Consider the following 15680-nt stretch of genomic DNA (forward strand, 5'->3'; position numbering starts at 1 on the left):
TTGTTACTGTAGATAATAGGGAGTGGAGAGTCCTACAATGAACAAAAGCATATATCCCTTTTATTTTTCAATTGGCGCATTGGTACTGTATCTGCTGTTTTTTGTAATTCCAAGTTTCATGGGAATTTACTTTTCTTTTACTGATTGGAACAGTTACAGCGAAGGAATTGAATTCATTGGACTTGATAATTTTCGAACGATCTTCTCAGGGAATGAGAAATATGTATCCTATTTGAATCATACAGTTACGTTCACGATAACAACGGCCATACTGAAAACGGGAATCGGGCTCTTCCTTGCTCTGATCTTAAATCATGGCATTAAAGGTAAAAACTTTCATCGTGTTGTTATTTTTATGCCGGTTATCGTACCTACTTTAATTGTAGGATTAATTTTTAAATCCGTATTGCATCCTGAATTTGGATTAGTCAATGAGTTCCTAAGATCCATCGGTTTGGAATTTATGGCTAAAAGTTGGCTGACGGATATCCATTTGGCGTTTAAATCCATTATTGCTGTCGATACCTGGAAAGGAGTCGGTTATATCATGGTCATTCTGTTGGCAGGTCTTCAAGCCATTCCGGATATGTACTATGAGGCTGCAGAGATTGATGGTGCTAATTTTTGGAATAAATTCCGGCATATCATTCTACCGCTCTTGATGCCAGCGCTTACAGTTACGACAGTTCTTAATTTTATTTATGGATTCAAAGTATTTGATATTGTGTACGCGCTTACGAACGGTGGGCCAGGATACGAGACAGAAGTACTGTATACGGGTGTGTTTAAGGAATTCTCCCTCGGTCGTTATGGTGTAGGTACTGCTTTGTCTACAGTCATGTTTCTCGTTATGATCGTGATTGGCTTTTGGGCAGTCAAATGGATGAGCAACGAAGATGAGGTGGGCAAATGAAGCTGAAAATGGTGAAGAATGGTTTGAAAAATATAGCTGCTTGGATCGTGAGCATGATCACACTAGCTCCACTCCTGTTAATTGTGATTAATTCGTTAAAGGATAAAACGCAAGCTAGCTCGATGGGTTTTGATTTGCCTAAACAACTACATTTCGAAAACTTCCTGGTCGTTATTGAAAAAGGGAAATTACTTCGTTCGCTTTTGAACAGTTTATTTTATACTGGAGCTTCTACAATTTTATGTATTTTATTATCCGCTATGGCAGCCTACATCTATTCTAGAAATCGTTCAAGATTGAATCGCTTCCTTTACCTTTTCTTAATTTTAGGCATTGCCTTGCCCATCAATTATTTTACATTAACCAAGATGATGCAAATGACTCATTTAATGAATACGCAAATCGGAATTATTATTCTATACGCAGTCGTGCAAATTCCATTCAGTGTATTTATTTTATATGGATTTGTGGGAACCGTTCCCAAAGAACTCGACGAATCCGGTATTATTGATGGTTGCGGCCCACTAAAGCTATTCTTCTCCATTATATTTCCATTATTAATGCCTGCTGTCGTGACCACATTTATTCTAGCTTTCATTAATTCATGGAATGAATTCTTACTTCCGCTCTACTTCTTAAACAATGCCAAACAGTGGCCTATGACGTTATCTGTCTATAATTTCTTCGGCCAATTTCAAATGGACTGGAATTTAGTGAGCGCTGATATTGTAATGACATGTCTGCCTGTTGTTATTTTGTATTTATTAGGTCAGCGATACATTATTTCAGGTATGACATCTGGCTCGGTCAAAGGATAAGGAATCATATTTTTGTGACAAGGAGAATTATGATGCAAATCATTCGACATATGGTGCAGAGCGATCGTCTGCTTTTAGAAACGACAAGCGGGAGAATCATGCTCGTGCCTTATTCCAACAAGATCATTAGAATTCGATATACATTGGAAGCTGAATTTAGTACGCAAGAAAGTCTAATGATAACAGGTTTGCCTGATTCGAAGATTTCCTTCACCGTAGAAGATCTCCAAAGTCATCTAGTATTTTCAACGCCAGAACTGACAATCCGTATCCTCAAGAAGACGGGGGCTTTTACTTATCTAGATGCTTCAGGAGCCGTATTAACCAAAGAGCCAGATCGTAGAGGCAAAACGCTGGTTGCCATGGATGTTACGAAATCCGTGTTTGATGAATCCGCCAATATCGAAGCTGGACAAGGAGCCGATGGCCTGCGTGTTCGAGCCGACAACGTGAGAAAAGTGATAGATCGAAAAGCATTTCATACTAAGCTTGAGTTTGAATGGATGGAAGATGAGGCTTTATACGGCTTGGGTTCGCATGAAGAAGGCGTAATGAATTTGCGGGGAACGCATCAATACTTATATCAACAAAATATGAAGGCGGTTGTTCCCGTCCTTGTATCTACGCGTGGATATGGCATTGTAGTGGATAGTTATACCATGATGACGTTTCGTGATGATGCTTTTGGTTCCTATATATGGACAGAAGTAGACGATGAAATGGATTATTACTTCATTCATGGTCCGGAGATGGACAGTATTGTGCATGGGATTCGTGAATTAACTGGAAAAGCGCCGATGCTGCCCAAGTGGTCGTTCGGTTATATCCAGTCCAAAGAACGTTATACGTCGCAAGAAGAATTGATAGCCGTTGTTCGCGAGTATCGTGAACGAGGACTGCCGCTTGATTGCATTGTGCTGGATTGGAAGTCCTGGACTGGGGAACTCTGGGGTCAGAAAACGCTCGATCCTGAGCGGTTTCCAGATCCGAAAGCTATGGTGGAAGAGCTTCACGGGATGAATGCACGATTGATGGTTTCTATCTGGCCCATTATGAATCCTCAGAGCGATAACAATAAGGAAATGAATGAAAATGGTTGCTTGCTGGGCAATCAGGCAACGTATGACGCTTTCCAGGAAAAAGGTAGACAATTGTACTGGAAGCAGGCAAACGAGGGTCTTTTTGTACATGGCATTGATGCTTGGTGGTGTGATTGCACAGAGCCTTTCGAAGCAGATTGGCATGGATCTATCAAGCTTGAACCCGAACAACGGATGCAAATTAACACAGAAGAAGCGAAGCTTTATCTTGATCCGGAGTTCATTAACGCTTATTCCTTGCTGCATTCCAAAGGCATTTATGAAGGGCAACGCCAAACTACGGAGAGCAAACGCGTCGTGAACCTGACCCGTTCAGCTTATGCAGGGCAGCATCGTTATGGAACGGTAACATGGTCGGGGGACATTGCGGCAAATTGGGAGACGCTGAGGAAGCAAATCCCAGCTGGATTGAATTTTTGCGCAACAGGATCGCCATATTGGACGGTAGATATCGGCGCTTTCTTTGTTCAAAACAAACCTGATCTATGGTTTTGGAATGGCGATTACGACACAGGCATCCAGGATATGGGGTACCGGGAATTGTATGCTCGCTGGTTCCAGTACGGTTCGTTTCTTCCTATGTTTCGTTCTCATGGAACGGATACCCCCAGGGAGGTATGGCGATTTGGTGAGACAGGTGAGCCTGTGTATGATGCCATTGTTAAATTCCTCCGTCTTCGATACGAATTAATGCCATACATCTATTCCTTATCTGCCCACGTTCATCACGATGATTATACGTTTATGCGAGCGTTATCTTTTGACTTTAGGCATGATCCGAACACATATAACATTGGGGATCAGTTTATGTTTGGTCCTGCTTTTTTAGTAAATCCAGTCACTGAGCCCATGTACTACACTAGTAATTCTGACGTGCTAGAAGGTGTGAAGAAAACTAGGGATGTTTATTTGCCAGCAGGAACGGCGTGGTACGATTTCTGGACGAATCGCATCTTTGAGGGTCGGCGAATGATAGAAGCTGAGGCTCCACTTGACCGTATACCGCTTTATGTGAAGGCTGGATCGATCGTGCCTATGAGCGGGAGTATTCAGTTTGCTGAACAACGTACGGATGATAATAGACACATTCGTGTCTACACGGGGCAGCACGGCACTTTCGATTACTATGAAGACGAAGGAGACAATTATAACTATGAAAAGGGTGCTTATGCTCTAATTCCTATGGTGTGGGATGAGGAGAACCGAACTTTCATTATCAAAGAGCGGCAAGGAACTTATCCAGGGATGAGGGCAAATCAGTCATTTAACCTAACATTTTTCGGTGTTAAAGATGGTGGTGGATCTCTCAAAGAGGCAGAGAAGACAACGCAAATTCACTACAAAGGAAACTACATAGAAATCAGGCTCAAAGACTTGTAAGAGGAGATAGCCAAGACATAGCTTGAGTACGTTAGCAAAGGGTACTTGAGCTTTTCTTTTTCTTACCTTGGCATTCTAATACGATGTCCAATCAATGTTCCTACAATATTCCTTCCGGCCGTATGATTGTCTCTGTACGAAAGAGTCGTAAAAAAACTACAATGAACACAGAAATGATATCGCTTACAAAACACTGTTAAGTTCGTAAAGGAAGGGGGTGATTCGAACAAAACTCCTACTAGCGTGCTAACCAAAACAGTTTTAAATTTCAAATCCAAGGAGGTTTTATGAAAGTGAGAAACAGAGCATTCATTTGGATTATGACTTTGGTAATGCTATTATCCATGTTACCATTTTCAGGGTCGATAGTTGAGGCTGCCAGTGCGCCAAGTGCAACGATCTATGTTGCTACAAATGGCAATGATAACACAGGTGACGGAACACAAGCAAAGCCGTATAAAACGCTTGCCAAGGCAAAAACAGTAGTAAGGACTCTGCCTAAGACCGGCGGTGATATCGTCGTTCAAATTGCGGATGGCTATTATTCGCTTTATGAAACCCTCGTTTTTGACAAGGATGATTCCGGAAGTGCAAGCAGCACGATTCGCTATGAAGCGGCGCCGGGTGCGAAGCCGGTAATCAGCGCTGGTGAAATGTTGAATAAAGGCGTATGGACAGAAGCAGTTGGCCTTACCCAGACTGGCGGCTTAAAGGCGTATAAAACGACCCTTAACCGGAGCGATAAGCTGCGCGCACTCTATGTAAACGATAAGGGCGCCACCATGACGAAGAGCTCGGAAATAGGTTCGGCCAACAGAACCGTCACGGGCACCCCCACAGCCAGCTTTACCGCTGCCAATAACCCTTGGGCGTGGCAGAATGGCACCAACATCCGGGCGGGTATCGTATTCGATGCCAGCGTAGGTCTGACGACAGCAACGAAGAACCCCCAAAACATCGAAGCCGAAAGCACGGGCGGCTCCACCGCCAGATGGGCGAGGCCTTTTATCACCTTCGCGTCGATCGAACAGGCGCCGGCAGCCAGCAACAAGCCCGGCGGTATCATGTTCCGATTCCAGATGCCGTATGGGTTCATTTCACAGTCTTTGGGTAATAACACGCAATACAATCCTGGTAACAATCAAGTCATCCGCAACGCTTTCGAATTCTTCAACAAACGCGGAAATTTCTATTTCGACCAGGCGGAAAGCACGCTTTATTACATCCCGCTTGAAGGCGAAGATATCAATACCGCCGACGTGGTCATTCCAAGGCTTGAGACGGTCCTCGACATAAGAGGGATCCCTGTAGGAGATCGGTTGAACCCTATTGCGGGCTCGGATGATGGACGTGTCAAAAACATAACCTTCAACGGGCTGAAGTTTGCCCATACCGACTACAAACTGACTGAACTGACGGGCACCTATACATATAGCGACGGATCCGGTCCAGTAACGACCAGTTCTCGCGGCTATGCATCCGTTCAGGGCTCTATCGTGAACAAAGCTTACTTTCCCAGCAGCATCAACTGGCATGAGACGTTCTACCGAGGGTATGACATACCGCCGGCAGCGGTAATGATCAACGCGGCGAGGAACATCAAAGTGCTGAACGGCGAGATCGGGCTTACCGGATTTAATGGCATCCATGTAGAAAACGATGCCAAGGATATCGAAATCTCGGGTAACTATATCGTAGATACACTGGCTTCAGGAATTGTAATCGGACATCCGCAGCATATCTATGAAAACGATGTGGCGATTACGCATGAATCCAGTGTATCGGCCTCTGGCACGCCAATAAAGAACTGGGCCGGCGTTGATAAGGAAAAATTTAAGGCGGGTACGGAAGCCGTGCCGGAGAATATTTATATTACAAATAACTTTTTGTACAGGACCTGCTACGGATTCCCGGGCGCCAACGCACTGGCATCTTTCTACACAACGAATATGCAGGTACTGCATAACTACATTTATGACACCACATACGGTGCCATGAGCATCGGCTGGGGTTGGGACGAGTATGATGGGTTCGGCTTTACCTCCCAAGGGACCAACAAGACCGGCGGTCCTTACAATGGTACGAGTGAAACGAGCATCGCAAGGTCTCCAGCCATATCTACGACCTCCAGGAATAACAAAATAAACTATAACCGGATAGAGCAAATTTGCACGGTAGTTAACGACTCCGGAGCTATTTACTCACTGGGACGGCAGGGCGATCCGGGTAATTTGCCGGGCGGAGGGACATGGGACACCATTAATACCGTCTACCCTTTGACAAATGACCCCGTCACCAACAAGAATAGTAACTGGAATTCTGACAACTGGACGAATTTCACCGAGATGAACTACAACTTCCTTAACCCGAATCCAACGGACAAACCCACAGACTCCAACAACTGGATGAATGGGTTCCATCCCGATGAAGGAAGCACGTTCATCAAGATGATAGGCAACGTCGTGCAGGCAAAGCTCTCCTATGCCGCAGGGCAGAGCCGTCTTATTGAGTTTAACAACTGGAAGCGCAAAAGTGATATGATCATGGTCCAAGGTTACGTAGACGGGGATAACAACCAGAATGGCGCCCCTAGGACTACTTATGACAATTACAAAAGCACAAGCCGCATCTGGCCACTTAAGGGCAACGAAATCGTTCTGAATTCGGGTCTTACCAACGAATACACGAAGATGATTCCTAGGAGCATCATTGCCGATACCGAGTTTGAGTTGGCTTCAAACGTCATCATGGGTAAAGGTGAAAAGCTGAACCGCAGGGGTCTGCTAAAAGCGCAAGACACAGTTTGGGTCGCACCTGCGAACACAACTGTCTTTAATGAAAGCACTACGATGACAAAAGCTGCCGGCGATGTCAATTCAATCAACGCTCCTGCTGTCGCAGGAGAATACAAACTATATATCAAATATGGAGACGGCAGAGAAACGGCCACTTCTAAGTACACGGTATACGTCGACGCGAGCGGTTCAGCAACTAATGTGGAAAATGGGAAAAGCTACGAAGTTTCAGCGGTACGGCCGCTTAAACTAACTTTGAGTACGGATTACACCTTTACGCTTAACGGCAAGCCTGTGGCGAATGGGTACGAAATCCCCACCGCAGGAAGCTGGACTTTGGTAGGCAGCACTTCGACGCCTGCAATGACGATCAATTTTACCACCACGGTATCCGAGGCGAATAAGCTGCTCACAGCTGACGTGTCAGTAGCCCCCGGCGGGAAAGTCAGGTTGGCATACGATTTGGACGACGCTACAAAACAGATATGGATTTCCTCATCAAGCGACGGGAATCTTATTGAGAGCGACAAAGAAACAATGGCCTCCGGCAGCATGATAGAATTAACAGCGCCAATGTTGCCCGGTCCATACATTATTTATGTGCGGTCGAAAGAAGGCAATGTTCTAAGCCAGTCGCACGCTCGCGTCGTGGTGCGCGATATGACGCCTGTCGATATTCCTAGAAATGGTCTTGACTTATGGCTCAAGGCTGATGAGGGCGTGGAAAAAGATAGCTCTGGGAACGTGACTGGATGGACCAATATGGGAAGCGTCCCGGTGAAGCTTGTCCCAGCGAACGTCCCAGGTAGCGGCGGTGATAATCTTGGAACACCAACCGGCAACCCAACGCTAAAGAACGATGGATACGACTATGTAGATTTCGCAGCGATGTCAAGACCGCTGAAAGCTGCAGGCTTTAAAAATTATAACGGCAGTACACAGATGACGATTTACACACTTGTAAGACCAACAACCACAGCCAACAACTCTAGTGATCAAAGTGGTCTTGTTTATTTCGGATTGAACGAGGCTTACCAAACTTGGGCGGCCAACAGCGGTTGGAGCGGTATTAATTTGGGTGTAGGAACAAACAGAGTGAACGTCCGCTTTGGTAACACAGATGGCGGCGTATCGGGTGGCGGGCAACAAATTGCAACAACAACCACGGACGGTCTAGTCAGTGTTAGGGCGCAGCTAAACGGAACTAGTAGAGCCGTTTCTGTTAATAACAGTGTCATCGGCACTGGAACCAATGCTAAGGCGCTTTTAGGAAACAGCTCAGATCTGGGCGTAGGTTACACGATGGCGGCTGCAACCCCATACCGCTTCCTGGGCAGGGTCTCGCAGATTCTCATCTACGACAGGGTGCTGACAGCTGACGAAATTACGAAAGTAGAAACATATTTTAGCAATGTCAAAGCGGGCCGTGGTGGACCTGCAAACGCAATTGTCACAGTGGTCGACAAAACCCTGCTGACATCCTTGATTGATAGTGTCAAAAACAAGGATGCAACCATTTATACAAGCAATTCATGGAATGCTTTTGCAACCGCATTAAGTGATGCCAAGACTGCCGTCTCAAATAGTGAGATCGGGCAGGCAGCAGTGGATAATTCATACTACGCGTTGCGCAGTGCGATCAAAGCACTTCAATTGGTACCTATCGGTGTTTCGACTGCTGTATACGGTACGCCTGTTCTCGGCGGTGCCGTTCTCGACCTACTTTGGGATAAGGCCCCCACCCTGCCGATACTTAAGCATCTGACCATGGCGAACGGTCAGACGGATGGCTCCGCTAAAGTGCTATGGGACGATAGTAACCTGTATGTTCTGGTGCGTGTAAAATCCCCTGAGCTTAACAGCAGCAGCAGCAACGCGCATGAGCATGACTCGGTCGAAGTCTTTGTGGATGAGACCAATAGTAAAAAAACCTCCTACGGCACAGGTATGGGACAATACCGTATTAACTATCTGAATGCGAAAAGCTTTAATCCAAGCAGTGTTAGTGTGGGTTTTGAATCTTTTGCCAAAGTCGTGGATGGCGGTTATTACATTGAAACCAAGATTCCCTTTAAAGCTACAGTTCCTACAGTTGATCGTGTAATTGGATTTGATTTGCAGATTAATGATGCGAAAGCAACGGGTGGTCGTCAGGACGTTATCATGTGGAACGACGCGACCGGACAATCTTATGCTAACGGTTCACAATGGGGTGTGGTTACCCTTGTCGGCAAGCCGCCGGTAGTTTCCGCCGCGGCAGGAGCGACCTCCATCACGACGAACGCCGGCACGCTGCAAATGTTGGCGGGAGTGCCCGTCGTATGGTCGGTAACCGCAGAAGACGGTTCGCAGACAAATGCGGCAATCATCAGCGAGACGGGATTGCTGTCGGCCAAAAAGAATGGTGTCGTGAAAGTTACGGCGAAAGCCAGTGGGTCCAGTTTGAGCAGCAGCGCGCTGATCACAATCAGCGGTCAAGAAGGTGCGCTGCTGAGCGGAGCGGCTTCCATCTTATCCGGGCAACCATTCAAATTGAATTTTGGCTTGAACAATGTGACTTCTAACGTCTATGCAATCGATCTAACCGTTCATTACGACCCTGCGAAGGTGGACTACGTGTCAGGTATCTCTCTGGTAAACGGCTTCTCGATTGTGCTTGACCATGAAGGAACTTCGGGCGGCGGTGAGGCCAACATCCGATTCCTTGCTGCAAGCGTAGGCCAGGCCATTTCCAATACAGACAATCTGCTGGAACTGAGCTTCAAGGCCAAAGACGTTGGTGCGACTGTCGAGGTTAACGCCATCACGGTCGATCATGTCATCATCTCGGACGGCGTCACTGAAACGCAGGTAAGCTCGGCCAGCCATAATGTGAAGATCGAGCGTATTAGCAAAACGGCTCTGAGCGCAGCAATTGCCTTAGCCGAAAGCCGCTTGACCGGCGCGATAGAAGGTTCGCTCCTTGGACAATATGCACCAGGTTCCATAGCGCTGCTGCAAACCAAACTGGCTGCCGCCAACATCGCGCTGGCCGATCCGGCCATGTCCCAGGCAGGCATTCAAGAAGCGGCAACTCAATTGGAAGTAGCGACATCCGTATTCAACGGATCGTTAAAAACGTTGTCCGGATCAAGCGTATTGACGATCGGGGATTTGGCGGTCATTGGAAGACACTACGGGCAAAGCAACTCGGACATCAATTGGACGTTGTACAAGGCGCTAGGTATTACTACGCCGCGTCCAATTGGCATACAGGATCTGGCGTCGGTCGCTTACCGCATCTTGGGAATCTCGCAGTAATCGAGCCGATACTATCATTTAACGAAAGGCTAAACGGTCGGGAGGAGGCGCCTTCGCGCCCTCCGCCCCCAGCCATTTGGAGAGGAAGTTGACGAATGAGACAAACTAAGAGGATAACTGCGCTGCTGTCTGTATTTCAGCGATCGGGAGACGTTCACGGTAATTACGCCGTGCTGAGAAAGATTCGAACCGTCTGCTTAAGTCTTTTGCTGGCCGGCTCGTTTCTGTTAAGCGTGTTTTCCTTGGCGACTGTGGTCGCTTACGCCGCTCCGACGTACACGCTTTCCGTTTCGAACAATCAGCCGATCACCGGCCGTGAAGTCAGAGTCCAGGTGATCGGTCAGGGTCTATCCGATGTGTACGCGACAGAGCTTCAAGCGACGTTCAACACCGATCATTTGCGATTCATAAGCGCATCCAGCGCCCGATTCGGTTATGCCGTTACTCCTGCCGTAAACGGCAGCCAAATTGTATTGGCGTTTACGAAAGTCGGACCGATATCCGGAGAAACAGGGAATGTCGTGTTGGCGGAAATGATTTTTGAGGCGACGGCATTGGGAAGCGGAACGGTCGAGTTGAAACAAATAAAAACCGTTGACAGTGCAATGAACGTTGTCGATTTCGACGCGAACGCGATTGCGAGCTTGAAGGTGGTCGCGCCGTCGAACGATTCGGGCCAGGGCAATCCGGGGCAGAGTTCCTCTGTCTCGACCCCCGAACCGGAAGGCGCGGTTAAGGTGTATAAAGACACAGGCGGCAATGTAGAGAATAACGGGGCGGCAGTTAACTTGCCGGCAGGAGCACTAGGAAGTGATATTTATGTGAGCATTAAAAAGTTGAGCGACACCTCACAGCTGAAGCCGGATCCGAATTTGAAGCTGGCTGGAGATGTGTATGAGATTATCAAGGATGTAGCAGGACTGTTCCAGAAACCAGTCACGATCACCCTTCCGTTCAACACCAGCTTGTTGGATGATGAGCATGAGGTGGCACTGTACTGGTACAACGAAGAAACTGGCAAATGGGTCAAATTGGACGATATTAAGATCGACCTCGTAAAAGGCACCGTTTCCGGTAGTGTGACGCACTTCACCAAGTTTGCCGCATTGGTGTCAGCAAAGCCAGCATCGGTCAAACCTCCGGTCTTGACCGATATTAAAGGACACTGGGCAGAAGCAGGTATCCAAAAACTTGTAAAAGCAGGCGTGATCGACGGCTACCAAGATGGCACTTTCCAGCCTGATTCAACTGTAACAAGAGCCGAGTTCGTATCCATGATCGTCAGAGTGTTCCACTTGACGGCTACAGGTGGAACTGTATTCTCCGATACCGGCAGCCACTGGGCAAAGGATGCAATTGCAATAGCATCCGCAAGGGGGATTGTAGTCGGTTATGAGGACGGAGCATTCGGTCCTGATGACAACATTACCCGGGAACAAATGGCCGTAATCCTTGCACGTGCTGCACAGTTGGCATCTGCCAACAGCGGCTTGGACTATAAGGATAGTGGAGACGTCTCCTCCTGGGCAGAAGGGCCGCTTGCGACTTTGACCGCTATGGGTGTGCTGAACGGCTACGAAGACGGTACGCTGAAGCCGAAGGCTTTCAGCACCCGTGCAGAAGCGGCGGTTAGTATGATTCGGATTTTGGATGCTCAACAGGTACAATAACGCTCGCGAGCATGAATAAGGAAGGCTGTCCGCACATGAATCTCATGTGCGGTAGCTTTGTTTTGTGGTTATGATGGTGAACGCTTACATGAAAGTTTGTCTGCTTCAGTTGAAAGGTGGCATCAACATGAAAGGGTATAAGCAATATTTCAATGGGCTATCGATTAAAAACAAAATCTTCTCCACAAATATTTTGATTATTATCCTTTCGATTTCAATTATTGCGCTTTTTGCCAACATCGTCTCTCAAAAAGCAATTATCGAGAAAGCAGTCAAAAATTCGTCAAGGGAACTCGTTCTCATTGACAATAACCTGCAGACATTAATCACGACAGTCGAAGATTATTCGAAAATATTGGCAACGGATTACAGGCTGCAAAATGAACTCTATAACGATTTCTTAGAAAATAATAACTTATCGACCTCTCATTATGTGGGGGGGTTAGATAATTTATCAATGAAAAAGACGCTCTCTGAAGTCATTAGCAACATTGTTGAGCCCAATACCAATATCAAAGCGGTAAGTGTTCTCACCTCGAATCACCAATGGGTCGATGTAGGCTTTGCGGATAATGAGTTTGCTTCCCGTATATTCGGATCCGGCCCAGAAGCCATCGATCATTCCTTTCAGCCTGTCTTGACAGGGTTAATGAAGTTCAAATTCCGCTATGAAGGGGATGACAACGTATTTGCCGTTTCCAAAACTGTGATCCATAAAGATACTGGAAAAACGGTTGGATTGGTTGTTTTATACGTAAAAGAAACGGTTATCGCCTCTATTTATGAAAGGAAAATGAACTACAAGGGAGGAAATTTCTATATTCTCGATAGTAACGGAAAAATTATCTCCTCCCAGAATAAAGCTAATTTGTACCGAGATTTCAAAGAGGCAACCTCGATATCCATTCCTAATTCGACACAAGTAGAAACAGGCTTCTTTCAAGGAAACGGGAGCGAGAAGGTGCTGGTATCTACTCACCGATTGGAACCACTAGAATGGTCGATTGTAAGTGTTATTCCAATTGATGAAATTACGGTGGAGCGCAAAGAAATTAACAAATTAATTATTTGGATCGGCTCATTATGTCTATTGCTCGCATTTATTGTCTCCTATCTGTTGTCCCGATCGATTACGAGGCCGATCTTCCAACTTTCCAGAACGATGAGAGATATTCGGACTGGCCATTTGACGGTCAGAAGCTCGTACCAATCATCGGATGAAATCGGTTATTTAAACGATGTTTTTAATAATTTGATGGACCGTATCGAAGAACTAGTGGCCGAAAATGTGGAGGAACAGAAGACGAAGGCTGAGATTGAATTCAAATTGCTGCAAACGCAGGTACAACCCCACTTTTTGTATAATACCCTTGAAACGATCATATCGCTTATTAAGCTGAATATGAAAACAGAAGCCATTACAGCAGCGAAATATATGGCCAATTTCTATAAAATTTCTTTAAGCAAAGGAAACGATATTATTACACTTAGAGAAGAAATGCAACTATCTGAGAGTTATTTGGAAATCCAGCAATTGCGCTATGTAGAGTATATGGAATATACAATGGACATTGATGAGGAAATTATGTCGTGTTCAATTTCGAAGTTAACGTTGCAGCCGATCGTGGAAAATGCTATCTATCATGGACTTAAGAGGAAAATGGAAAAAGGCTTATTGAGGATCACTGGGCGCCGCTTGGGTGACGAGGTGCGTATTGAAATTTACGATAACGGCGTGGGAATAGAAGAATCGCAAATAAAGGGATTGTTGAGGGAAGTTTCGGACTCCAGTGAAAGAACTGGCTTCGGAGTCAGAAGTGTCCATAATCGGATTAGAATGCTGTATGGGGACAGATACGGATTAGAGGTAGAAAGCGAAGTAGGCTTATATACCAGAGTTACCATCCGTTTGCCGTTCAAACCAATGCGGGAGGTATGAGATGTTAAAAGTGCTCATTGTCGATGATGAATATTACTTTAGACAAGCGTTGAAAATTTCATTGCCCTGGGAAGAGTTGGGTTTCCAGATCGCTGGCGAAGCGAAGAATGGAGCGGAAGCTCTATCATTGATGTCTGAAATTGCTCCGGATATCGTCTTGGTTGATATTAATATGCCTATTATGGACGGCATGGAATTTATTCAGAAAGCCAAACAATCTGAGCAGGAAACAAAATTTATCATGTTGACAGGTCAAAGCGAGTTTGTATATGCCAAAATGGCCGTGCAGCTTGGGGTTTTTAATTATGTGCTCAAGCCGATTGACGAAGATGAACTTAGAAACTCCCTACTTGAGATTAAGAATTTGATTGACAAGGAGCACGCCGTAAAGCTGGATTATGAACACTTAAAGAAGCAGGCAAAAGAGCATATGCCGATGTTGAAGGAGCGATTATTAAATGAATGGCTGCAGGGCAGTAGAGTTATAGATCCCTTGTCCTCTAAAGAACGGTTGCAGTATTTGGGCATCAATCTGGATGCTCCATTTCATATGGTGGTCGTAGCCGATATTGATTCACAGGATGATCTTGTTACCAAAGAAGACATGCATATTCGCAAGCTGGCGGTTCAAGATATAGCCCAAGAGTTTATTCAAAACACATACCCGTATGATAGTTGCCACGATACGAACGATCGGTATGTTATGATAATTGGTGTTCCTAACGCTTCTTACGAAAGAATGGAAGCGATTAGTGAAGCGATTAGGAAATCGGTTCAGGCGACTTTGGGATGTACGGTAACGATCGGCGTTGGCAATGGATACCCTGCCTTTGAATCGATATCCGTGTCCTACCAAGAAGCGTTATTTGCTTTGAAACATCGGTTTGTTTTAGGCGGCAATCAAGTTATACTTCATTCCATGATCGCCGAATCGGGTATGAAGGTCAGTTTATTCTCCGTAGAAAGGAGAATCGGACTGTTGATGAGTATGCGAATTGGTAATCTCTCTGAGGCAGAAGAGTGGCTCACGACTTTTTTCCAGGATGCTCGTACCAAGAACGCTTCCACTGAAATGCTGTTTGTAGCCGCACTTGAAATCGTATCCACTTGTTTGGAATTTTTGGATGAGATGTCTCAAAGCTTCGAACATGTATTTCAGGATACGGCTCAAACTGATATTTTTCAGTTCATTCAACAGATGAACTCTTTTGGCGAACTGGAGAGATGGGTTCGTAACCTGATTCTCAAAGTGATTGCACATGTACATGGCAGGAAGCAAAATAGAGCGGTCAAAGTCGTGGACGAGGTAAAATCGTATATTCAAAGTCATTATGGAAATGAAGAACTACGTATCGTTGATCTCGCAAAGAGTGTCCATATGAACTACAATCATCTCTGTTATGTATTTAAAAAAGAAACCTCCATTACAATTAACGACTATTTGACCGAAATACGCATCACGAAAGCAAAGGGACTTTTTGATCAAGGAGAGAAGATCGTACAATATGTCGCAAGTAAGGTCGGGTATGCTGATGCCAATTATTTCGGTAAATGCTTTAAGAAGTATATTGGAATTACCCCCAGTAAGTACGTGAACAATATCCAATAGCGTAGTTTTAAGTATAAGGCATAATGAGGCATTTATCGATAATGTCTCATTGCGTCTTTTTTTTGTAATTGCAAACAATTTTCCTTTCTGTCCGAGAATAGTCTCTGTAATTATTTGTATGGAATCCGTAGAATGAAATTAAGGATGATACCGCTT

At 45.6% G+C, this 15680-nt stretch carries 7 protein-coding genes; all 7 read left to right on the forward strand.

The features are described 5' to 3' along the window. The first annotated feature begins 37 nt into the window (after positions 1-37). A complete protein-coding gene (locus GC096_RS23525; protein ID WP_171633663.1) occupies positions 38-913 on the forward strand; it encodes a carbohydrate ABC transporter permease in 876 nt (291 codons plus the stop codon). Further along, a complete protein-coding gene (locus tag GC096_RS23530; RefSeq protein WP_171633665.1) occupies positions 910-1731 on the forward strand; it encodes a carbohydrate ABC transporter permease in 822 nt (273 codons plus the stop codon). Before GC096_RS23525 ends, GC096_RS23530 begins: the two co-directional genes overlap by 4 nt. Before the next feature lie 29 nt (positions 1732-1760). Next, on the forward strand, positions 1761-4211 hold the full coding sequence (locus GC096_RS23535; RefSeq protein WP_246302919.1) for a glycoside hydrolase family 31 protein: 2451 nt from the start codon (positions 1761-1763) through the stop codon (positions 4209-4211). Between the two features lie 287 nt (positions 4212-4498). Further along, positions 4499-10306, forward strand: a complete 5808-nt coding sequence (locus tag GC096_RS23540) for a sugar-binding protein (protein WP_216626245.1) — start codon at positions 4499-4501, stop codon at positions 10304-10306. Positions 10307-10401: 95 nt separating this feature from the next. Next, on the forward strand, positions 10402-11976 hold the full coding sequence (locus GC096_RS23550) for an S-layer homology domain-containing protein (protein WP_171633667.1): 1575 nt from the start codon (positions 10402-10404) through the stop codon (positions 11974-11976). Positions 11977-12103: 127 nt separating this feature from the next. Next, positions 12104-13915, forward strand: a complete 1812-nt coding sequence (locus GC096_RS23555) for a sensor histidine kinase (RefSeq protein ID WP_171633668.1) — start codon at positions 12104-12106, stop codon at positions 13913-13915. 1 nt (position 13916) lies between these two features. Beyond that, positions 13917-15524 carry a response regulator transcription factor gene (locus tag GC096_RS23560; RefSeq protein ID WP_171633670.1) on the forward strand — a complete coding sequence of 536 codons (1608 nt, stop codon included), beginning with the start codon at positions 13917-13919 and terminating at the stop codon, positions 15522-15524. Positions 15525-15680 lie beyond the last annotated feature (156 nt).

Source organism: Paenibacillus plantarum (assembly GCF_013141695.1).
In the GTDB taxonomy this organism is placed as follows: domain Bacteria; phylum Bacillota; class Bacilli; order Paenibacillales; family NBRC-103111; genus Paenibacillus_E; species Paenibacillus_E plantarum.

Coding starts and splice junctions, on each gene's coding strand:
- GC096_RS23525 (WP_171633663.1), top strand. CDS start 38: ATGAACAAAAGCATATATCCCTTTTATTTTTCAATTGGCGCATTGGTA.
- GC096_RS23530 (WP_171633665.1), top strand. CDS start 910: ATGAAGCTGAAAATGGTGAAGAATGGTTTGAAAAATATAGCTGCTTGG.
- GC096_RS23535 (WP_246302919.1), top strand. CDS start 1,761: ATGATGCAAATCATTCGACATATGGTGCAGAGCGATCGTCTGCTTTTA.
- GC096_RS23540 (WP_216626245.1), top strand. CDS start 4,499: ATGAAAGTGAGAAACAGAGCATTCATTTGGATTATGACTTTGGTAATG.
- GC096_RS23550 (WP_171633667.1), top strand. CDS start 10,402: ATGAGACAAACTAAGAGGATAACTGCGCTGCTGTCTGTATTTCAGCGA.
- GC096_RS23555 (WP_171633668.1), top strand. CDS start 12,104: ATGAAAGGGTATAAGCAATATTTCAATGGGCTATCGATTAAAAACAAA.
- GC096_RS23560 (WP_171633670.1), top strand. CDS start 13,917: ATGTTAAAAGTGCTCATTGTCGATGATGAATATTACTTTAGACAAGCG.